The sequence below is a fragment of the Jiangella gansuensis DSM 44835 genome (assembly GCF_000515395.1).
Taxonomy (GTDB): Bacteria; Actinomycetota; Actinomycetes; order Jiangellales; family Jiangellaceae; genus Jiangella; species Jiangella gansuensis.
Genome location: NZ_KI911782.1, coordinates 5113630 through 5134165 on the forward strand (window position 1 = coordinate 5113630; position 20536 = coordinate 5134165).

14 protein-coding genes and 2 pseudogenes are annotated in these 20536 nt (G+C 70.8%); 2 read left to right on the top strand and 14 right to left on the bottom strand.

Features of this window, described 5'->3' with window-relative positions; all coding sequences use genetic code 11:
* Positions 1-32: 32 nt before the first annotated feature.
* The 11 genes and pseudogenes from JIAGA_RS0124215 to JIAGA_RS0124255 all read right to left on the bottom strand — a co-directional run bounded on the left by JIAGA_RS0124215 (position 33) and on the right by JIAGA_RS0124255 (position 15454).
* Complete coding sequence (locus JIAGA_RS0124215; protein WP_051426458.1) at positions 33-1319, bottom strand: sugar phosphate isomerase/epimerase family protein; 1287 nt, start codon at positions 1317-1319, stop codon at positions 33-35.
* Positions 1320-1529: 210 nt separating this feature from the next.
* A complete protein-coding gene (locus JIAGA_RS36430; protein WP_425402794.1) occupies positions 1530-2708 on the bottom strand; it encodes a COG1470 family protein in 1179 nt (392 codons plus the stop codon).
* Between the two features lie 222 nt (positions 2709-2930).
* A pseudogene (locus tag JIAGA_RS36435) lies at positions 2931-5129 on the bottom strand (family 78 glycoside hydrolase catalytic domain); the annotation flags it as partial.
* Positions 5130-5609: 480 nt separating this feature from the next.
* Positions 5610-6053, bottom strand: a pseudogene (locus tag JIAGA_RS36470) (glycoside hydrolase family 78 protein); the annotation flags it as partial.
* Complete coding sequence (locus JIAGA_RS32070; RefSeq protein WP_211239829.1) at positions 6050-9382, bottom strand: family 78 glycoside hydrolase catalytic domain; 3333 nt, start codon at positions 9380-9382, stop codon at positions 6050-6052. The pseudogene JIAGA_RS36470 and the gene JIAGA_RS32070, both read right to left, overlap by 4 nt.
* Before the next feature lie 172 nt (positions 9383-9554).
* Positions 9555-9770, bottom strand: coding sequence for a hypothetical protein (locus JIAGA_RS0124230; RefSeq protein WP_026877658.1), 216 nt, complete (start codon positions 9768-9770; stop codon positions 9555-9557).
* Between the two features lie 35 nt (positions 9771-9805).
* A complete protein-coding gene (rhaS, locus tag JIAGA_RS0124235) occupies positions 9806-10900 on the bottom strand; it encodes a rhamnose ABC transporter substrate-binding protein (protein ID WP_026877659.1) in 1095 nt (364 codons plus the stop codon).
* Between the two features lie 24 nt (positions 10901-10924).
* Positions 10925-11971, bottom strand: a complete 1047-nt coding sequence (locus JIAGA_RS0124240; protein WP_084470046.1) for an ABC transporter permease — start codon at positions 11969-11971, stop codon at positions 10925-10927.
* Positions 11961-13001: an ABC transporter permease gene (locus tag JIAGA_RS0124245; protein ID WP_026877661.1), complete on the bottom strand. Its 1041-nt coding sequence runs from the start codon at positions 12999-13001 to the stop codon at positions 11961-11963. Before JIAGA_RS0124245 ends, JIAGA_RS0124240 begins: the two co-directional genes overlap by 11 nt.
* The gene (locus JIAGA_RS0124250; RefSeq protein WP_425402795.1) at positions 12998-14476 is read right to left on the bottom strand and encodes a sugar ABC transporter ATP-binding protein; all 1479 of its coding nucleotides are present in this window, start codon (positions 14474-14476) and stop codon (positions 12998-13000) included. Before JIAGA_RS0124250 ends, JIAGA_RS0124245 begins: the two co-directional genes overlap by 4 nt.
* Before the next feature lie 288 nt (positions 14477-14764).
* Positions 14765-15454, bottom strand: a complete 690-nt coding sequence (locus JIAGA_RS0124255) for a FadR/GntR family transcriptional regulator (protein ID WP_026877663.1) — start codon at positions 15452-15454, stop codon at positions 14765-14767.
* Positions 15455-15560: 106 nt separating this feature from the next.
* Here JIAGA_RS0124255 and JIAGA_RS0124260 point away from each other — a divergent pair, with 106 nt between their 5' ends.
* Entirely contained in the window at positions 15561-16772 is a 1212-nt protein-coding gene (locus JIAGA_RS0124260; RefSeq protein ID WP_026877664.1) for an alpha-hydroxy acid oxidase, read from the top strand.
* Between the two features lie 49 nt (positions 16773-16821).
* Positions 16822-17670 (top strand): fumarylacetoacetate hydrolase family protein, encoded by an 849-nt coding sequence (locus tag JIAGA_RS0124265; protein WP_026877665.1) that lies wholly within the window; start codon positions 16822-16824, stop codon positions 17668-17670.
* Positions 17671-17886: 216 nt separating this feature from the next.
* On the opposite strand, the gene JIAGA_RS0124270 is transcribed toward JIAGA_RS0124265, so the two are convergent.
* The 3 genes from JIAGA_RS0124270 to lysS all read right to left on the bottom strand — a co-directional run bounded on the left by JIAGA_RS0124270 (position 17887) and on the right by lysS (position 20362).
* The gene (locus tag JIAGA_RS0124270) at positions 17887-18222 is read right to left on the bottom strand and encodes a histone-like nucleoid-structuring protein Lsr2 (protein ID WP_026877666.1); all 336 of its coding nucleotides are present in this window, start codon (positions 18220-18222) and stop codon (positions 17887-17889) included.
* A 77-nt stretch (positions 18223-18299) separates the two neighbouring features.
* On the bottom strand, positions 18300-18869 hold the full coding sequence (locus JIAGA_RS0124275) for an amino-acid N-acetyltransferase (protein WP_026877667.1): 570 nt from the start codon (positions 18867-18869) through the stop codon (positions 18300-18302).
* Positions 18866-20362, bottom strand: a complete 1497-nt coding sequence (gene lysS, locus JIAGA_RS0124280) for a lysine--tRNA ligase (protein ID WP_084470050.1) — start codon at positions 20360-20362, stop codon at positions 18866-18868. Before lysS ends, JIAGA_RS0124275 begins: the two co-directional genes overlap by 4 nt.
* Between the last annotated feature and the right edge of the window lie 174 nt (positions 20363-20536).

Genomic DNA, 20536 nt, shown 5'->3' on the forward strand with positions numbered 1-20536 from the left:
CGGCCGGGGTCGATCCCGGCCGGCCGGGGAGCTCAGCGGGCCATGCTGGCCATGTTCCGGCCGCTGATGTGGGCGTGCCGGAGGGAGCGCCCGGGGTCGGCGGCGCCGCCGGGAGCGGTGTCGTCCTCGTAGTTGGGGTTGTGGTAGCCGCGCGGCCGGTGCCGGCGGAAGATGGCGTCGTAGTCGATGTCGCTGCGCGGGTCGCCGAACGGGATCATCCGGTAGCCCTCGCCGACGCCGACCGGCTGCTCGTCGCGGCGCTCGCCGTCCTTGGCGTGGTAGAGCGGGTACCGCAGCGGCTGGGCGGCGATCTGGTCGATCGGGCTGAAGATGCTCTCGCGCCGCTGGCCGTCCCAGTCGTAGTACCACCGGAACCGGTGCTGCGCCGAGTGGGCCCAGTAGATGTCGATCTCGCAGTAGCACTTCGTGCTGGGTGTGATGTCCAGGTAGTACTGCATCCGCCGGATGCCGGACTCACCACGCACCATCATCGGCTGGGGCAGCGGCTCGCCGGTGACCCGGTCGACGGTCACCTCGACCATCGGGCCGTCCTGCAGGAACCCGTAGGCGTCGGCGTGGTTGTGCGGGTAGATCGAGATGCGCCACTCACGGCCGAGGTCGTTGAGCGCCTCCCACTTCTGCGCCGCGAGGTCCCAGGCTTCCTTGGCGCCGCTGCCGGTCGGGTCGCCGCCGGTGCCCATGTAGGGCATGCCGAGGATGGACGCGAACTCCAGCTCGACCTGGAATCGGTCGTAGTCGTCGGCGCTCATACCGCCGTTCGGCCCGCCCGGCCAGGTACCCGGGATGAACCCGTGATTGCCGATGGCCTCCAGCCCGGCCTCGTCCAGGAAGCCACGCAGTGTCCGTGCGTAGTCCAGGTAGGCCGGGAAGTTCTGCCGCAGCAGCTGCCCGCCCTGGCTGATGACCGGCGCCGCACCACCCTGGTTGTCAGCGTGCTGGTTGTAGCCGGCGAACTCGACCTGCTTGAAGCCGACGCGGGCCAGGTACTGGAACACCTCACGGAACCCGCCGGGCAGCGGCACCAGCGGACCGAGGTCGTTGGGGTCGTCCGGGAATGCCGGTCCCCCGAGGTAGCCCATGGTCGGCGCCGGGTTGTTCCAGATGCCGCGCCGGGCCGTGGCGTCCCGCTGGGTGTAGAGGATCGTGCCGCGCTTGCCCGGCGGCAGCAGCGGGTTGGGCACGTTCGGCACCAGCGATTGCGCGCCGGCCGCGACCGACGGCACGAGCGCGGCCGCAGCCAGCGTGCCGGCGCTGATCGTCAGCAGCCGCCGGCGGCTCAACGGGTGTTCCAGGGCCATGAGTCGTCTCCTTGCTCCGTCGACAATGGGGACGTTGCTCGGCCAGGTCGCGATGCTGCGGCGGCGCGATCCGGCTACTTTCACCGCCGTGTGGCGAAAGCCACACCGATGGTGTTGAAACAGTAGCGGCATCTCGGCGTAATGCGATATGCCTCGACGGAAAATTGTCGGGATTCTTCCGCCCCACGGGTCGCCCCGTCACCTCCGCCGTCAGCGGACGATCCGGATGGCATCGATGACGACGTCGCCGTCGCGCTCCAATGGGTCCAGCCGGAGCCCCGTGAGGGTGCCGTCGAAGCCGCGCACCGGGACCCGGTAGGTACGTGGCTCACCGGCGGTGACGGGGAACTTCGTGCTCTTGCCCTCGCTGAAGAACGGCTCGGCGGCGCTGGTCCAGAACAGCTGGGCCCCGCTGTCGGCCGCGACCTGCATGGTCACCTCGACGACGACGCCGTCCGCCGCATCGATGGACAGCGGCGTGGAGCTCACCAGGTACGGGTCACCGCCGGTGGACGTCACGCGCAGCACGCCGCCGGAGACCTCGGGCTCGGTCAGGTGGTTGCCCGGTTCCCAGCCCTCGGCGTCGCCGTCGGTGTCGAACAGCCAGCCGGCCAGTGAGTGGGTCAGCCGGACGGTGGCCGTGGCGCCGTCGTGGTCTCCGTAGCCTGCGGTGAGGGTGACGTCTCCCGCGGCCGGTTCCGCCGGCGGCACCACCCGGAACGACACCTCGGCGTGCTCACCGGCCGCGAGCTGATACGCCACCGACGCCGGCTCGACGCTCCAGCCCTCCGGTACCGCGGCCCGAACGGTGCTGTCGACCGGCTGCGCCGCGCGGTTGGTGACCACGGCCGTCACGGTCGACGGCGTGCCCGGCTCGTCGATGATGCGCGGGTCGGCCGCGACGTCGCCGAGCGTCACCGGCGAGAGGACGTCCAGGGTGGCCGGGGCGGACAGCTCGACCCTGCCCCCGGCGTGCAGGTAGGACGCCGTCGCGGTGATCGGGACGGCAGCCGCGACCGGCTGCGACAGCGGGGCGGCCACCGAGAACCGCACGGTGAAGGTCTCGCCCGGCGGCAGCGATCCGACCCGGTCCGGGCCCGCCGGCGTCACCGTCCAGCCCTCGGGCGCGGTGACCACGGCCTGGACGCCTTGGACCCGGTGCTCGCCGCTGTTGGTCACGGTCACGCCGACCTCCGCAGCGCCGCCGGCGACGACGGAGCCGTCCGCCGGCGGGGCGACCGTCACCGCGACGCCGGTGATGAGTGCGCTCGCGGATGACAGCTCGCCGTGCACCGCGCCCACCGCGGCGGCCAGCGCCTCGGCCGTGTCGGCGGGCAACTCACCGGCCGTCCGCTGTCGGTCCAGCCAGTCCAGCAGGCGGCCGGTCACCGTCAGTGCCCGCTGAACCTGCCGGACGACGGCGTCGTCGCCGGACCCGTCCGCGACCGCGGCGATGGCCGCCTCGACGTTCGCGGCCGCGGCGGTGCTGCGCTCGCGCAGGTGGGCGGCCTGCTCGTCGGTCAGGTCTTCCGCGGCCCGGTCGATCGCCGCACCGAGATCCGTGGCTGCGGCGTCGCCCAGGTGCAGGTGGCCGAGGACGTGGTCGGAGCCGAAGCGGTAGTCACCGGAGCCGACCCGGAAAACGGCGTACCCGTCGGCCATCCGGTCGAACTCCACCCCGTCCGCGTCCGCCGCCGGCCCGCCGCTCTCCGTCACCGCGGCCGCTGCCAGCGCCGGGACCCACACCTCGGCCGTGGTGTTGACCGGGATCGACACGTCCAGCTCGAAGACGCGAGCGGACTGCCGCCAGGAGCTGCGGACCTCGCCGGCGACGGAGCGATAGGTGGCGGCGGCGTGGTCCAGGTCGCCGCCGGGCCGGGGCCGGATCACGGTCTCGCCGAAACCGGGCGCGGCCGGCTCGATCCCGGCGATCGTGTCGAACATCCACTCCCCCACGGCGCCGTAGGCGTAGTGGTTGAAGGAGTTCATCGCCGGGTTCTCGAACGTGCCGTCCGGCTTGAGTGAGTCCCAGTGCTCCCACATGGTGGTGGCGCCGTTGGCGATCTGGTAACCCCAGGACGGATAGGTGTCCTGCGTGATCAGCCGGTACGCCACGTCGGTGTGGCCGGTCTCGGTGAGCACCGGCAGCAGGTCGGGGGTGCCGAGGAAGCCGGTGGACAGATGCCAGTCGCGGGCCCGGATCAGCTCGACCAGCCGGTCCGCGGCCGGCGCCCGCAGCTCATCGGGGACCAGGTCGAAGCCCAGCGCCAGCACGTAGGCCGTCTGGGTGTCGCCCTCGACCCGGCCCTCGCCGTCGACGTACGCCGCGGCGAAGGCGGCGGCCACGTCGTCGGCGAGCTGCCGGTACCGGGCCGCGTCGGCGTCCTCGCCGAGCACCGCCGCCAACTCGGCGACCAGCGCCGCGCTGTGCGCGAAGTACGCGGTGCCGATGACGTCCTTGGGCGTCTCGTCGTCGACGTTGAGCCAGTCGCCGTACCCCTCGGCCGGCCGCAGGTAGCCGTCGGAATGCTCGATCAGGTAGTCGATCCACGCCTGCATCGCCGGATAGTGCTCCTCCAGCATCCGGCGGTCGCCGTAGCGGTGCCACAACGTCCACGGCACGGTGACACCGGCGTCACCCCATCCGGCCGCGCCACCGCCGAGGAATCCGACGATCGGTGCGACGTCGGGGAACGCGCCGTCGTCGAACTGGGCGTCGCGCAGGTCCTGCAGCCACTTCGTCAGGAACGGCGCGACCTCCATGTTGTACGCGGCGGCACCGACGAAGACGTTGATGTCACCGGTCCAGCCCATCCGCTCGTCGCGGGCGGGCGTGTCGGTGGGGATGGAGAGGAAGTTGCCGCGCTGGCCCCACGTGATGTTGCTGAACAGCTGGTTCAGCATCGGGTCGGACGTCTCGAACTCGCTGGTCATCGGGGCGTCGGTGTGCATGACCAGCCCGGTGACGGTGTCCGTCGTGGGTGCCGCGGGCAGACCGGTCAACTCGACGTAGCGGAAGCCGTGGAACGTGAACCCCGGCTCGTACACCTCGGGGTCGCCGCCGGCCAGGGTGTAGTGGTCGGTGGCCAGGGCGCTGCGCAGGTTGTCGGTGTAGATCGTGCCGTCGGGGTTGAGCACCTCGGCGTGCCGCAGCCGCACCGTCTGCCCGGCTTCGCCCTCCACCCGCAGCCGGACCGTTCCGACCATGTTCTGCCCGAGGTCCACGACGTACACGCCGTCCTCGGGTTCGGTGATCTCCACCGGGGTGAGTTCCTGCGTGACCCGGACCGGCGGGTCGGCCTGGGCCACGACCGCCGCGCTGACCTCGTCGTCGACCACCACCGGCTGCCAGCCGGCGTCGTCGAAGCCGGTCCGCGTCCACCCCGGCGTGGCCTCGCGGGCGTCGTACCTCTCGCCCATCAGCAGGTCCGACTCCAGCACCGGCCCGGTGGCCGAACGCCAGGTGTCGTCGGTGGCCACCACCTCGGTGCTGCCGTCGGCGTAGGTGACCTCCAGCCGGGCGGCGAACCACGGCTGGGTCCCGTACTGGTCCGGGCCGAAGATCGCGATGTGGCCGGCATACCAGCCGGGACCGACCGTCGCTCCGATCGCGTTGCCGCCTTCGCGCAGCTGCTCGGTGACGTCGAACGTCTGGTACTGCACCCGGGTGTCGTAATCGGTCCAGCCCGGTGCGAGCTGGTGGTCGCCGATGCTCTCGCCGTTGACCTCCAGTTCGTAGACCCCCAGCGCGCTGGCGTAGACGCGCGCCGAGGCGATGGGTTTGTCCAGCTCGAACTCGGTCCGCAGCTGCGGTGTGCGCCCGTCGGCCTCCGCGAGCGACGGCTGCCAGCGGATGCTCCGATCGCCCGCGACGGGCACACCGTCGGCGAAGGCCTCGCCGTGCGCGTACACGTCGTCGGTGTGGCTCCACCAGCCGACGGTGCCGGTCGGTGCGGACAGCTCCAGGTAGTAGACGCCGGGCGGCAGGGGATCGTCGACCGCGACGCCGACCCAGTCGTTGTCGGCCACCTCGTCGACCACCTGGCTGGCGACCTCGGCACCGTCCGGGCCGTCCGCCCGCAGGGTCGCGGTGACCGTCGACCCGGAGGTGTTCCAGGTCGGCGTCCTCGCCTCGGCCGCGGTGAACGGGTCGTCGGTGGTGAACGTCTGCCCGAGCGTGCCGTCCTCGGCCAGCCGCACGGGCTGGTTCTCCTCGGTGTTGCTGCGCGGCAGCCGCTCCTCGACCTGGTGGCCGATCCAGGCCGCGCCCAGCTCGTCGTCCATCAGGCCGGTCTCCCACCAGCCGGCCGGACCGGCGACGGGGCCGGCGCCGTCGGTGTCCCACACCTGCACCGCCCAGTGATACCGGGTGGTCGGCCGCAGTGCGGGACCGCCGTACTCGATCAGGTGGGCCTGCGCCGACTCGACCCGGCCGCTGTCCCAGACGTCGCCCCGGCCGGCCGCCAGTTCCTCGGCACTCGACGCCACCAGGATCCGGTATGCGCCCTGGGCCTGCGCTCGCTGATCCGACTCCAGTCGCCAGCTGAACCGGGGCACCGCCACGTCCAGGCCGAGGGGGTTCGTGCGGTACTCGACCCGTGGGTCGACGACGGTGATCGCGCCGCCCGTTCCGCGCGCCGGGGATGACCCCGGCACCGCCAGCAGGGCGACCGCGGCGACCAGCGCCATCACCAAGGCGGCCCTGGTCACCGTACGCAACGGTAGCGACGTCATCGGCCGGCTCCTTCCGGATCACGGACGGGGTGGTAGACGGAACGGCCGGAGCCGACCTCGAAGATGGCCCGGCCGTTCTCGACGCCCAGGTAGGTGGCGGGACTGCGACCGTCGGCCCGGTAGGAACGCCCGGCCGGGAGCGGCAGCGCGACCCGCGCCGTCACGTTGACCGGCACGTCCAGCTCCAGCCGGACCGCGTCGCCGACCCGCCGCCACGCGACCGTCACGTCACCGCGCTGGGTCGGCACCGTGCCCGCCGCGGAGGCCAGCCCGGCATCGCCCGACGGCGGCGCGATCTCCACGGTCGCCGCGCCCGGGCTGGTGGTCCGGACTCCCAGCAGCGTCTGCTGGATGTCGACGACCGCCTGCGCGCCCCAGCCGTGCGACTGGCTGAAGTTCGTCCCGGGATCGAGGGTCCATGCCTCCCAGGTGAACGTCGCGTCCTGGGCCAGCAGGTTCGCCCAGCCGAGGTCGTCGGCGTCGGTCAGCATCTCCAGCACCGCGTCCGGCCGGCCGGCGTCGCTCAGCGCCTGCAGGATCCAGTGCGCCGTCATCGGGCCCTGTTTCATGCCCAGGCCGGCGACGTACTCGGCCAGTTCCGCATGGTCGGCCCGCGGTGCGACGCCGTGCGCGATCGCGTAGGTGGTCGAGTGCTGCCCGGCATGGGTGCTCTGGCTGCCGTCGGCGCCCAGGCCGTCGACGTACACGCCGTCGGCGCGGCGCAGCGTGGCGTTCATCCGCTCGACCAGTTGGTCGGCGCGCTCCGTGAGCTCGGCGGTCTCGGCCTCGGGCCGGCCCAGGGCCTCGCCCATCGCGGCGGCGTCGCGCAGCACGGCGACGCTCTGCGCGTTGATGGTGGTGCGCGCGGCAGCGCTCATGTCGTAGCCGAACCGGCCCGGCTCCGGCCAGTCGACGATGCCGTACTGGTAGGCGCCGCTGCCGCCGGAGAGCTGGGTCACCAGGCCCGCGGTCGGCCCGTCGGCGGGGATGTGCCGAAGCACGTAGCCGGCGGTGTCGAGGACGGCCGGGTACGCCTCGGCGAGGAGCTCCCGGTCGCCCGTCTCCTGGTAGTACCGCCACACCCAGTCGACGAACATCAGCGAGTAGTCGGGGATGTCGCGCTTGCCGTCGCCGTTCGGGTAGACGGCGTTGTAGCGGCCGAGGTCGTTGCCGGTGTTCCAGAACCGGCGCGCGGAGTTCAGGAATTCGCGGATCGCCTGCTGGGTCGCGTCGCGCTCGCCGAACGCGGCCATGGTGGCGTAGGAGATGTTGACCGCGTCGCCGAGGAACTGCCCCTTCTCACGGGTCGGGGTGTCCACGAAGGCTTCCTGCACCGAGTAGATGGCCGAGCGGACCATCAGGTCCCACACCGCGTCCAGCGTCGCGTCGGAACTCTCGAACGTCGCCTCCCGGCCGGGCGGGGTGTCGGTGTGCACCACGACGGCCTCGACGTCGTCGAGCGCGATTTCCTCGCCGGCGCCGGGAAGCTCCAGGTACCGGAAGCCGAGGTGGGTGAAGGCCCGGAACTCCTGCGGGCCGTCCACCTGGGTGTAGGGGAAGCTCATGTTCGTGCCCTGGCTGAGCAGCGTCGACGTGGCCACCCTGCCGTCGTCGGTGAGCATGTAGCCCGCCCGCATCGGCACCGTCCGGCCGGCGACGCCGTCGTCGAAGCGCACGACCGGCCGGGCCGGGATCACCACCCCGAAGTCGATCACCGGGGTGCCGTCGGCGGCGGTCAGCAGCGCGACCGGCCGCGCGGTCGTCTCCGTCAGCCGGGTCTCCTGGCCGGTCAGGTGGGTGAACGGCGCCGTCGGGTGCGGCCCGAGCACGACGGCGTCGTCCCACGCCGCGTCGTCGAAGCCGAGCCGGTCCCAGCCGGCCGGGACCCGGCGGGCGTCCAAATGCTCGATGTAGTCGCCCTCGCCGTTGCGCCGCGATGTCGCGACGTACGGGCCTTCGGTGACCTTCCAGGAGCCGTCGCTGACGACGACCTGCCGCTCGCCGTCGGCGTACTCCACCACCAGCCGCACCAGCAACCCGGGCACCTCGGCCGGGCGGCCCTGCCCGCCGCCGTACCAGTGCAGGATCCCGCCGAGGGCGAGCTCGTCCTTCCCGTCCACCAGCGCCGTGACGTCGCTGGCCTGGTAGAAGTGCTCGCCGCTGTAGGCGAACGACTGGCCGCGGTCGGCCCGCTGCCCGTCGATGAACAGCTCGTAGGTGTGGCTGCCGGCGACGTAGGCGCGGGCCCGGGTGACCGGCTGGTCGCGCAGCGCCACCTCGGTGCGCGCCAGCGTCCACTCGTCCGGCTGTCGCGACGGCGGCGGCTCGGCCCAGCCGGAGAGGTCGCCGCTGAAGTCGTCGGCGAACAGGGTCGTGCCGTCCGGCGCGGTGACCTCGACGTCGTCGAACTCGCCGATCTCGTTCGATGCCTCCCGCAGCCCGACGCCGCCGGCCGGGAAAGTGTCGTCTTCATGCTCGTCGACCAGTACGCCGTCGACGTAGGTGCGGAACGTGGAACCGGCGATCTCCATCCGCACCCGGTAGTCGGTGCCGGCCACGACGCTCAGCGGCACGCTCGCCAACCGGGTCGACGAGCCGTCACGATGCAGGTGCGTGTTGAGACCCTGTCCGGGCACCAGCTGCCAGAGATAGCCGTTGCGCCGGTCCGGGCTGCGGAAGACCCAACCGGCGCCGCGGGTGTACGGGCGCACCGTCAGCTCGAGCGTGTAGTCGGTGGCCGCGATGTCCATGTCGGCGAGCGTGATGTCGCCGCCCGTCACCCGGACCCGCCCGTCGACGATCTCCAGGGGGCTCCGGCCGCCCGGCGGGCGCTGGATCCACTGTGCGCCGTCCCAGCCGTCGTCGGGGATGCCGGTCTCGAAGCGGGCCGGTTCAGCCCATGGCGACGGCCGGCCGGCGCTGTCCCATGTACGCACCGTCCAGGTGTAGGCGGTGCCGGGGTCCAGGGACGGCCCGTCGTACGGCACGTAGGACTGCTCGGACGAGGCGACCTTGCCGCTGTCCCACACGGTGCCGGAGGCGCCCTCGACGACGAGCTGATAGGCGGTCTGCACCTCGCCGGGATCGCGGTCCTGCGGCAGCCAGCCGAACGACGGCGTCCCTTCGACGTTGAGCGGGTGGACGCGATCGCCCACGGTCAGCTCGACGGGCGCCAGCGGCGGACGGCCCGCGGCACCCGCGCCCGCGGGTGCGGCCAGGCCGGCCGCGGCGGCACCCGCCACCAGGGCGGCCACCGCCAGCCACGTGGCTGATCGACGCACCGGAATGGAACGATTCACCTCGACCTCCCGGAGGTCATCGCCAGGCATGACAGGACTGTGACTCAGCGTGACGGGCGACCGAAGGGGCAGACAAGACGATCAAGAAAAGTCGTCCGGAAACGGACACGCGCCGGCCGACCCTCTTCCCATGATCATCGAGACTTCGCCCGGTTATGGCCGGGTCAAGTCTTGATGATCATGGGAAGTCGGGGCGGAGCGGTCAGAGCAGGCCGCGCCGGGCGGCCCACACGACCGCCTCGATCGGCGTCCCGACCCCGAGCCGGTCGCAGATGGCTCGGGTCCGGCGCCGGATGGTCCGGTCCGAGAAGCTCATCCGGCGGCCGACGGCGTCGAGCGGCAGACCCTGCGAGATCAACCGCAGCAGCTGCAGGTCGTCGTGCGCGAGTACCGGCCGGTCCGTGGTCGAGGCGGTCATGTGTTCCTCCTCGTCGTCGGGGAAGGGCTGGCTGGTCAGAAGTCGAAGTCGTCGATGTTCTCGGCGTTGAACCTCGTCGGCGGGCCCAGCGTCACGACGCCGTCGGCGCCGACCGTGTATTCGCCCAGCTCACCGGCGGTGAAGGTCTCACCCTCGGCGCCGGTGATGATGCCGGACGCGATGGCCGCGCCCGTGTACGCGGCCAGCTCGCCCAGCGCCGTCGGGTCCCAGAGCGCGAACTCCGTCACCGTGCCGTCCTTGACGTACTCGCGCATCTGGTTCGGCGTGCCCAGCCCGGTCAGCGCGACCTGCCCCTTGAACTCCGACCCGGAGAGGTATCGGGCCGCGGCCGCGATACCGACCGTCGTCGGCGAGATGATGGCGCCGAGGTCCGGATTGGCCTGCAGCAGACCCTGGGTCTCCTGGAAGGACTTCTCGTCCTCGTCGTCGCCGTAGACAACGCCCGCCAGTTCGATGTCCGCGTAATCGGGGTTGTTGGCCAGCTCGTCCTCGATCACCGCGATCCAGGCGTTCTGGTTGGTGGCGTTCGCGGTAGCGGACAGGATGGCCACGGAACCGGCGCCGCCGATCTGCTCGGCCGCCATCTCGATGAGCGCCCGGCCCACCTCGTCGCTGTCGACCTGACTGACGAACAGGTCACGGCAGCCCGGGTCGACGTCGGAGTCGAACGTGACGACGTACGTCTCGGCACTGCGCGCCTGCTCCAGCGAGGAGCACAGCGCGTTGGGGTCATTGGCCGACAACAGGATGACGTCCGCCGCCTGCTGGCTCAGCGTGTTGATGTAGCTGACCTGCGAGGACGCGGATGCGTCGGACGGGCCGGTGTACTCGTACTCGCCGCCGAGCTCGTCGACCGCACTCTGGGCGCCGTCGCTGGACGCTTCGAAGTACGGGTTGTTGACCGACTTGGGCAACATGGCGATGGACAGGTCGGCGGCGTACTCGGCGTCCGGGTCGGCCGCGGCCGCGGTCCCGTCGTCGCCGGCGCCGTCGTCGTCATCCCCGCTGTCCTGGGTTGTGCCGCCGCAGGCGGCGACCGTGAGCACCAGGGACAGGCCCAGGGCGGCCGGCGCGAACCTACGCGTCCGGCGGGTTCGACTGGCGAACATGAGCGGTTCCTTTCTCAGGTGGTGCTACGACGTCGGGGTCGTGCGCAGACGTGCACGCCGGCGGACCAGGGCGGCCCGCGCCGACGTGACGACATTCGGGGCGAGGACGGACACGATCAGCAGCGATCCGGTCACGACGGTGAGCGCCTCGGTCGACACGCTGGCCAGCCGCAGGGCGTTCTGCAGCGACGACAGCAGCACCACGCCGGCCACCACGCCCGGCAACGTGCCCTTGCCGCCGAAGATGGAGACGCCGCCCAGCAGCACCGCCGCGACGACCGTCAGTTCCAGGCCGCTGGCGTTGTCGGCGCGGGCGCTGGAGTAGCGCAGCGTCCAGAAGACGCCGACCAGACCGGCGACCGCGCCGGACGTGACGTAGAGCCAGAACTTCAGCCGCCCGACCGGGATGCCGGCGAAGGCCGCGGCGATCGGGTTCGCACCCGCGGCGAAGACGGCCCGACCCACCGGGGTGGCGTGGAGGACGGCGGCGAAGAGCCCGGAGATCACGATGAGCGGGATCAGCACGTTCGGCACCGACGACGTACCGAGGTTGCCGATGGTCCAGCTGCTGAAGTCGCGCGGGAAGTCCGCCACCGCGGTGTCGCCGAGCAGCACGAAGGCCAGCCCGCGATAGAGCGCGAGGGTACCGATGGTGACCGCAAGCGACGGCAACCCCAGCGCGGTGACGAGGATGCCGTTGACGGCACCGAGCACGGCGCCGATCACCACGCACAGCGGCATGATGGTCTCCAGCGGCAGCCCGTTGTTCCACATCACGCCCATGGCGGAACTGGTCAGCCCGACGGTGCTGGCGACGGAGAGGTCGATCTCACCGGTGACGATGATCAGCGTCATCGGCAGTGCCAGCAGCAGAACCGGTGTCAGGTCCAGGATCAGGAACCCGGCGTTGCGGGACGTGCCGAAGTGCTCGACCGTCAGCGCCGCCACGGCGATGACCAGGACCGTCACCAGGACGATGGCGCCGTCCCAGCCCACGATCCGGCTGGAGCGCAGCCGCGACGACGACGGCTGGGCCTGGGTGATCCGGTCCGGTGCGGTGTCAGTCGACATGGGAGTCCTTCGTCCGCAGGGAGGCCGCGACCCGCAGGCTGACGAACCGGTCCAGGCCGATGGCGCCGAGGATCAGGGCACCGACGATGGCCTGCTGCCAGAACTGGTCGATGCTGAGCACCGGCAGTGCGTTGCTGATGACGGTCAGCAGCAGCGCGCCCAGCGCCGCCCCGTACACGGTGCCGCTGCCGCCGAAGATGGCCACGCCGCCGACCACCACGGCCGCCACCACCGACAGCTCGAGGCCGGACCCGGCCGACGCGTCGACGGTGCCGAAGCGGGCCGCGTGCAGTACGCCGCCGAGGCCGGCCAGTGCCCCGCACAGCACGTAGGCGGTGAGCAGCCGCCGCCCGGCCGGGACGCCGGCCAGCCGCGCGGCCTCCGGGCTGGACCCGAGCGCGTACATGTCGCGTCCGGCGCGGTATCGCGACAGGAACACACCGGCCAGCACGAGCACGACCAGAGCCACGATGATGAGGTACGGGATGCCCAGGATCCGGGCGGTGCCGAAGTCGAGGAAGCCCCGCGGCATGTCCGAGGCGTTGATGCGTGAGCCGCCGGCGACGAAGTAGACGATGCCGCGGAACACGTACAGGGTGCCGAGCGTGGCGACCAGCGACGGGACCTTGCCGACGTGGACGATGACGCCGTTGACGAGACCGCATACGGCGCCGACGGCCAGCCCGAGCAGCATGGCCACCGGCAAAGGGGTCCCGGTGTTGTTCTGCAGGAAGTCCGCGGTGATATAGGCCGACAGCCCCAGCACCGAGCCCACCGACAGGTCGATGCCACGGGTCAGCACCACGATCGTCATGCCGATGGCCAGCAGCATGGTGATGGCCGCCGAGAGCAGCAGGTCGCGGATGCTCTGCTGGCCCACGAAGCGTGGGTTGACCGCCGCGGTGACGGCGACGACGGCCACCAGCGCGACGACCAGCCCCAGTGCCCGGAACCGCAGGACCAGATCGAGGGCCGTGGAGCCGGTGCGGGTCCTGGTGTCCGGCTCGGCCGGCTGCGCCAGCAGCGTCATGCCGCGACCTCCTGCCCGGTGGCGAGGAACATGACCGACTCCTCGGTCGCCTCGGCTCGGCTCAACTCACCGACCAGGTGCCCCTCCCGGATCACGAGGACCCGGTCGGCCATGCCGAGGACCTCGGGCAGTTCGGAGGAGACCATGACGACGGCGACCCAGTCGGCCGCGAGCTGCGACATCAGCCGGTGCACCTCGGCCTTCGTGCCGACGTCGATGCCGCGGGTGGGCTCGTCGACGATGAGCACTTTCGGCCCGGTGGCCAGCCATTTCGCCAGCACGACCTTCTGCTGGTTGCCGCCGGAGAGGGTGCCGGCGGGGTCGGTGAGGCGACCGTAGCGGGTCTGCAGCCGACGGGTCCAGTCGGCGGCTTCACGCCGTTCGGCGCCGCCGGTCAGGAAGCCGAAGCGAGACAGCCGGTTGCGCCGGACGAGTGTGGCGTTACGCATGATCGACAGGTCGAGGATGAGTCCCTGCTGCCGGCGGTCCTCGGGCACCAGCGCCACGCCTGCTCGCATGGCCGCCTTCGAGTTTCCGGCAGGCAGCGCGTGCCCACCGACCCGCACGGTGCCGGCGTCGCGGGGGTCGACGCCGAACACCGCCTGCACCACCTCGGACCGGCCGGAGCCCACCAGTCCCGCCAGCGCCACGATTTCGCCGGCCCGGACCTGGAACGACACGTCGCGGAAGACGCCGGCGCGACTCAGCCCGTCGACCTCCAGCACGACCTCACCGGGGGTGACCTCCTGCTTCGGGAAGAGCGCGCCGAGTTCGCGGCCGACCATGCGGCGCACGATCTGGTCGATGGTGACGTCGGCCAGCAGGTCGGTGGACACGTGGGCGCCGTCGCGCATGACCGTCACCCGCTGACACAGCGCCTCGACCTCGTCGAACCGGTGCGAGATGAACAGCACCGCCGCACCGGCGTCGCGCAGCCCGCGGACCACGGCGAACAGCCGCTCGACCTCGACGCCGGAGAGTGCCGCCGTGGGCTCGTCCATGATCAGCACGGTGGCGTCGACGGAGATGGCCTTGGCGATCTCGACCAGCTGCTGATCGGCGATGGACAGGCCCTTGGCCGGCCGGGCCGGGTCGAGCGGGACGCCTAGCCGTTCGAACAGTGCGGCTGCGTGGCGATGCATCTCCGCCCGGTCGATCAACCCGAACCGGCCGCGGGGCTGCCGCCCGACGAAGATGTTCTCCGCCACTGACAGATCGGGGAAGAGAGTCGGTTCCTGGTAGATGACGGCGATGCCCGCATCCTTGGCCGCCGCGGTGTTCGTGAATTCGACCGCTTCGCCGTTGACTGTGACAGTGCCGGTGTCGGGCCGGTGGACGCCGGCGAGGACCTTGATCAACGTCGACTTGCCGGCGCCGTTCTCGCCGACCAGCGCGTGTGCCTCGCCCGGATACAGCTCCAAGCGCGCGTCACGCAACGCCGCGACCGGCCCGAATGCCTTGGTCACCCCAGCCAGTGTCACCACCGGACGGACCGGCGAATGGCCGGTTTCGAACGTGCTCCCGGTAGCGGACAACGGCGTCCTCCAGGTTAATGAATCGTTTCACGACCTTGCGAGGACATTAGGCCCAGTGACGCTCGCGGTCAACCCCCAAGTCGCATCGAAACCGACACTCCGCCACCCCCGGAATGATCACGTTCACCATGGGTGCTCCCGCTCCACCATGGATGCTTGCCTGGTGACGCGGGAGAACCCCTGGGGTCGCCAGGCCCGAACCGGACCTGCACCGGACCCGCGCCCGTCTCACGTCAGCCGCGCGTCCCGGTAGAAGCCCTCGATGTGCTCGGCCACCAGCGACGCGGCGCGCTCACCGTCGCCGGCGGCGATCGCGGCGAGCACCGCCCGGTGCTGATGCCTCAGCGCGTCGGCGGTGTTCTTCCAGTCCGGCAGGTCCGCTGCCGCTGCGACGACGTAGCCGTGGATCGCCTCGCGCAGCGACGCCATGATGGTGGAGACCAGGACGTTGCCCGCCAGCGCGGCCAACGCCACGTGGAACTCCGCGTCGAGCAGGTGGAAGCGTTCGCGCGGCAGGTCGGCGTCGTCCATCGCCTCCAGCAGCTGGCCGGCGGCGGCCAGTTGCTCCGGCTGAGCCCGGCCGGCCGCCTCGCGCACCGCCCACGACTCCAGCAGCACCCGGGTCTGGACGATGTCACCCATCGGCAGGTGGCTGGTGGCCAGGTGCAAACGCAACGTGGCCGTCAGCGGCGAGGCCGGCTCGGCGACGATGACGGCACCGGCTTCCGGGCCGGACCCCGCGGCGGTGCGGACGACGCCCATCGCCTCGAGCACCCGGATGGCCTCGCGCACGGATGGCCGGCTCACCCCCAGCAGCCCGGCCATCGCGCGCTCGCCGGGCAGCCGATCGCCCAGCCGCAGCCGACCGGCGGCCAGGTCGGCCTCGATCTGGCGCAGCACGAGCTCGTACGTCTTCACGATCGGCAACCCTACTGGCCGGCTTCCGTTCCGCCTCCCACCTGGTCTACCGTGTGGTCTGACCACACCGAAACGACGCACCCGTACGACGCCAACGGAGCGCTCCATGACCGATCGACAGATCCCGCGCTGGTCCGAGCTGAAACCCCTGCTGCGGGCGAAGCCGGTGACGCTCAACCCCACCGAACGCCGTCTCGAGAAGGCGCTCACCATCGCCGACCTGCGCCGGATCGCGCGGTTGCGCACACCGCGCTCGGTCTTCGACTACACCGACGGCGCCGCCGAGGCCGAGATCAGCCTGCGCCGCGCCCGGGCCCTGTTCGCCCAACTGGAGCTGCGTCCGTCCATCCTGCACGACGTCTCCGAGGTGGACCCGACGACGACGATGCTCGGCGCGCCGTCCGCGCAGCCGTTCGCGTTCGCGCCGACGGGCTTCACCCGCATGATGAACCACGAGGGCGAGAGCGCGGTGGTCCGCGTGGCCGAGCGGGCCGGCATTCCGTACGCCCTCTCGACCATGGGCACCACGTCCATCGAGGATGTCGCGGCCGCGGCCCCGGACGCGCGCAAGTGGTTCCAGCTCTACGTGTGGAAGGACCGGTCCTCCGGCGAGGACCTGGTGAAGCGGGCCGCCGCGGCCGGCTACGAGGCGCTCATGCTGACCGTCGACGTCCCGGTGGCCGGCGCCCGGCTGCGCGACGTCCGCAACGGCTTCACCATCCCGCCGTCCCTGACCGCGAAGACGGTGCTCGACGCCGCCGCCCATCCCGCCTGGTGGATCAATCTGCTGACCACCAAGCCGCTGGAGTTCGCCTCCCTGAGCGAGTGGCAGGGCACCGTGGCGGAACTGCTGAACAAGCTCTTCGACCCCACCATGACCATCGACGACCTCGCGTGGCTGCGCTCCATCTGGTCCGGGCCGCTGATCGTCAAGGGCATCCAGACGGTCGACGACGCCCGCCGCGTGGTCGACGCCGGCGCCGACGCGATCGTGCTGTCCAACCATGGCGGGCGGCAGCTGGACCGGGCACCGGTGCCGCTGCGGATCCTGCCGGAGGTGGCCGCCGCCGTGGGTGACCGCACCGAGGTGTACCTCGACACCGGCATCACGAACGGCGCCGACATCGTGGCCGCGTTGGCACTGGGGGCCGACGCCTGCCTGGTGGGGCGTGCCTACCTCTACGGGCTGATGGCCGGTGGCGAACGCGGCGTCGCCCGCGCTGCCGAGATCCTGACCACGGAGGTCCGCCGCACCATGCAGCTGCTGGGGGTCCGCACCGTCGACGAGCTGAACCCCGACCACGTCCGGCTGCCCTGATCCAGGCAGCCCGCTGAGAACCGCACACACCACCCAGGGAGAGACGATCATGCACCTGATGCGCATCGGCGAGCCGGGCCAGGAGCGTCCCGCCGTCCGCGACGACGACGACACCCTCTACGACCTCACCCCGCTCACCGGCGACATCGACGGCACCTTCCTCGCCGACGACGGCATCCGCCGAGCCCGCGCCGCACTGGCGGCCGGCGAGCTGCCGGCGCTGCCTGCACAGGGCCGCATCGGCGCACCCATCGCCCGCCCCGGCAAGATCGTGTGCATCGGCCTGAACTACCGCGACCACGCCGCCGAGACCGGCGCAGCCCTGCCGGCGGAGCCGATCATCTTCATGAAGGCATCCAACACCGTGGTGGGACCCAACGACACCGTCCTGGTCCCCCGCGGCAGCACCAAGACCGACTGGGAGGTCGAGCTCGGCGTCGTCATCGGCAAGACCGCCCGATACCTGGACTCACCCGACGATGCCCTGGACGTCATCGCGGGCTACACCATCTCCCACGACGTGTCCGAACGCGAGTTCCAGCTCGAGCGCGGCGGGCAGTGGGACAAGGGCAAGTCCTGCGAGACGTTCAACCCGCTGGGCCCCTGGCTGGTCCCGACCGACGACATCGACGACGCCGGCAAACTCGGCCTGCGGTTGTGGGTGAACGGCGAGCAGCGCCAGGACGGCACCACCGCCGACCTCATCTTCGGCATCGGCCACGTCATCTGGTACCTGAGCCAGTTCATGGTCCTCGACCCCGGCGACCTGGTGAACACCGGCACACCCGCCGGCGTGGCCATGGGCATGCCGGGGCAGCCGTACCTGCGCGCCGGCGACGTCGTGGAACTGGAGATCGACGGCCTCGGCCGGCAGCGGCAGGAATTCCGCGACGCCTGAGCGCCGCACGGCAGCGCAAAGGGGCCGGCTACCCAATGGGTGCCGGCCCCTTTCCTGCGTCATAGACACCCGAGGGACGACCCTCGGGCCGGTCTCGGCCGCTCGTGCTCCGCCGAGACCACGGATCACCGGCCGTGGTGTGTGCGCTTCGATCCGCGGCGGTGCCCGACGACCGTCCGCCGCGCGTCCCCGAGCCGCGCGCGAACGGTCACCCCGTCAGCCGTGGGCGGACTCGTACTTGGCCAGGATGTCCGACGGGATGCGGCCGCGGTCGGAGACCTTGAGTCCCTGGTCGCGTGCCCACTCGCGGATGGCCGTGGTGTCGGTGCGGCTGGCCCTGCCACCGGAAGCGGCGGCCCGCCCCCGGCCACGCCGAGCCGAGGCCCTACGCGCCGAGGCGACGTAGGGAGCCAAGGTGTCGCGCAGCTTGCTGGCGTTCTTAGCCGACAGGTCTATCTCGTACGAGGCTCCGTCCAAGGCGAAGCTGACGGTCTCGGCGGCGTCTCCACCGTCGAGATCGTCCAGCAGAATCACCTGAACCTTTTGCGCCATCGTTGATCCTTCCCGCGGGGCTGCACACTGTTGTTTTGAGTTGACATCTCTATTGTTACGCCCGGGAAGGGAGAATTTCAATTCGCCTGCGGCGCGTCGTGGGACCGGATTTGTGACGGCACACTCATTCGACGTAGCATCCGCACGTTACCCAGAGTATTCGGCTTCACACGATCGAGGTCGAGGAACTCGGCGACCCCTTCGTCGGCCGACCGCAACAACTGCGAGTAGACGTCGTCGGGCACCGGCGTACCTTCTACCGGTTCGAATCCGTGCTGGGCGAAGAAGTCCACCTCGAAGGTCAGGCAGAACACCCGCTCCACACCGAGTTCCCGGGCCACTCCGAGCAATCGCTGCAGTAGCACATGACCGACTCCGCGACCGCGCCATTCCGGGTCGACGGCGAGTGTGCGAACCTCCGCGAGGTCTTCCCACATCACGTGCAACGCACCGCAGCCGACCACCCTGCCGCCGGCTGTTTCGGCTACCCAGAACTCCTGGATGTCCTCGTACAAAGTGACGGTCTCTTTGGATAGCAGGATCCGCCGTGCCGCGTAACCGTCGAGCAGGTTGCGGATCACCCGTACATCGGCGGTGCGGGCCCGCCGCACATGAATGGCCGACGCGTTTTCGCCGGCCTCCGTCATTCCGGCTTCACCAGCGGGAACAGGATGGTCTCGCGAATGCCGGCGTCGGTGAGCAACATCATGACGCGGTCGATGCCCATCCCCATGCCGCCCAGCGGAGGCATGCCGTATTCCATGGCGCGCAGGAAGTCCTCGTCCATCTGCATCGCCTCGGGGTCGCCTGCGGCGGCCCGCAGTGACTGGCTCACCAGCCGCTCGCGCTGCAGCACCGGGTCGGTGAGCTCGCTGTAGGCGACGCCCCGTTCGACCCCGCCGATGATGAGGTCCCACGCTTCCACGAGCCGGGGGTCGTCCCGGTGCGGACGGGCCAGCGGGCGCACCGACTCCGGGTAGTCGCAGACGAACGTGGGTTCCATGAACGTGTGCTCAGCCAGCTTCTCGAACAGCTCCAGGACGATCTCGCCCTCGTTCCACTGCGGTTCGAGCCGCACCTGGTGCTTGTCGGCGAGTTCGCGTAGCCGTTGGGCCGACGTGTCGGCGGTGACCTCTTCGCCGACGGCGTTCGAGACGGCCTCGTGGAGGGTCACCCTCGCCCACGGTGCCTCGAGGTCGATCTCGCCGCCGTGGCCGTCGGAGACGACAGTGCGGCCGACCGCCCGGGCGGCGTCGACGATGAGATCACGCGTGAGCGTCGCCATACTGTCGTAGTCGTCGTAGGCGCCATAGGCCTCGAGCATCGTGAACTCAGGGCTGTGCGTGGAATCGACACCCTCGTTTCGAAAAATTCTCCCGATCTCGTAGACCTTGTCCACGCCGCCGACGATGGCCCGCTTGAGGTAGAGCTCCAACGCGATGCGCAATGTCATCGGAATATCGAACGCATTGAGGTGCGTCTGGAATGGGCGGGCCGCGGCGCCACCGTGGATCAACTGCAGCACCGGCGTCTCGACCTCGATGTAGCCGTGCCGGTGCAGCGTTTCGCGCAAGGACCGGGTGACGACGGCGCGAGTTCGCACCATGTCGCGGGCCGCCGGATTGACGATCAAGTCGGCGTAACGCTGCCGGACGCGGGTTTCCTCATTCAAATCCTTGTGCGCCACCGGCAGCGGCCGCAGGGCCTTGGAAAGCATGGTCCAGCGGTCGGCCGTCACCGACAGCTCACCGCGCTTGCTGACGATGACCTCACCGTCGACGCCGACGTGATCGCCGATGTCGACCAGGTGCTTCCACTGCGCCAGACTCTCCACACCGACACGATCGAGGGAGAGCATCACCTGCAGTTCGGTGCCGTCCCCTTCACGCAGCCGGGCAAAACAGAGTTTTCCGGTGTTGCGCAGAAAGATCACCCGCCCCGCGACGGCGGCGCGATCGCCCGTTTCGGTGCCGGCGACGAGATCCGGATAGGAAGCGCGAAGCTGACCGAAGGTGTGCGTGCGGTCGAATCCGAGCCGATACGGCGGAACTCCCGAGGCCAGCAACTCCGCGCGCTTCTCGCGCCGGATGCGCATCTGCTCGGGAACATCCTGATCGGGGGTCGGAGGCACGTCACTCATGAGGGACAAGCCTAGGCGGTGCGGACGTTGCGCCGCGCCCGGTGCCGGTCGCCGGTATTGCCGGGACCCGTCCCGGCTGCCACTGTGGGTCATGGAGGGTCATGCGAACCGGCTGCCGACGGAAGGCCGACGCTCCTCTTCGGCGGTCGGTCCGGGCGCTGGGCAAGGCCAACG

Coding starts and splice junctions, on each gene's coding strand:
- JIAGA_RS0124215 (WP_051426458.1), bottom strand. CDS start 1,319: ATGGCCCTGGAACACCCGTTGAGCCGCCGGCGGCTGCTGACGATCAGC.
- JIAGA_RS32070 (WP_211239829.1), bottom strand. CDS start 9,382: ATGCCTGGCGATGACCTCCGGGAGGTCGAGGTGAATCGTTCCATTCCG.
- JIAGA_RS0124230 (WP_026877658.1), bottom strand. CDS start 9,770: ATGACCGCCTCGACCACGGACCGGCCGGTACTCGCGCACGACGACCTG.
- rhaS (WP_026877659.1), bottom strand. CDS start 10,900: ATGTTCGCCAGTCGAACCCGCCGGACGCGTAGGTTCGCGCCGGCCGCC.
- JIAGA_RS0124240 (WP_084470046.1), bottom strand. CDS start 11,971: ATGTCGACTGACACCGCACCGGACCGGATCACCCAGGCCCAGCCGTCG.
- JIAGA_RS0124245 (WP_026877661.1), bottom strand. CDS start 13,001: ATGACGCTGCTGGCGCAGCCGGCCGAGCCGGACACCAGGACCCGCACC.
- JIAGA_RS0124260 (WP_026877664.1), top strand. CDS start 15,561: ATGACCGATCGACAGATCCCGCGCTGGTCCGAGCTGAAACCCCTGCTG.
- JIAGA_RS0124265 (WP_026877665.1), top strand. CDS start 16,822: ATGCACCTGATGCGCATCGGCGAGCCGGGCCAGGAGCGTCCCGCCGTC.
- JIAGA_RS0124270 (WP_026877666.1), bottom strand. CDS start 18,222: ATGGCGCAAAAGGTTCAGGTGATTCTGCTGGACGATCTCGACGGTGGA.
- JIAGA_RS0124275 (WP_026877667.1), bottom strand. CDS start 18,869: ATGACGGAGGCCGGCGAAAACGCGTCGGCCATTCATGTGCGGCGGGCC.
- lysS (WP_084470050.1), bottom strand. CDS start 20,362: ATGAGTGACGTGCCTCCGACCCCCGATCAGGATGTTCCCGAGCAGATG.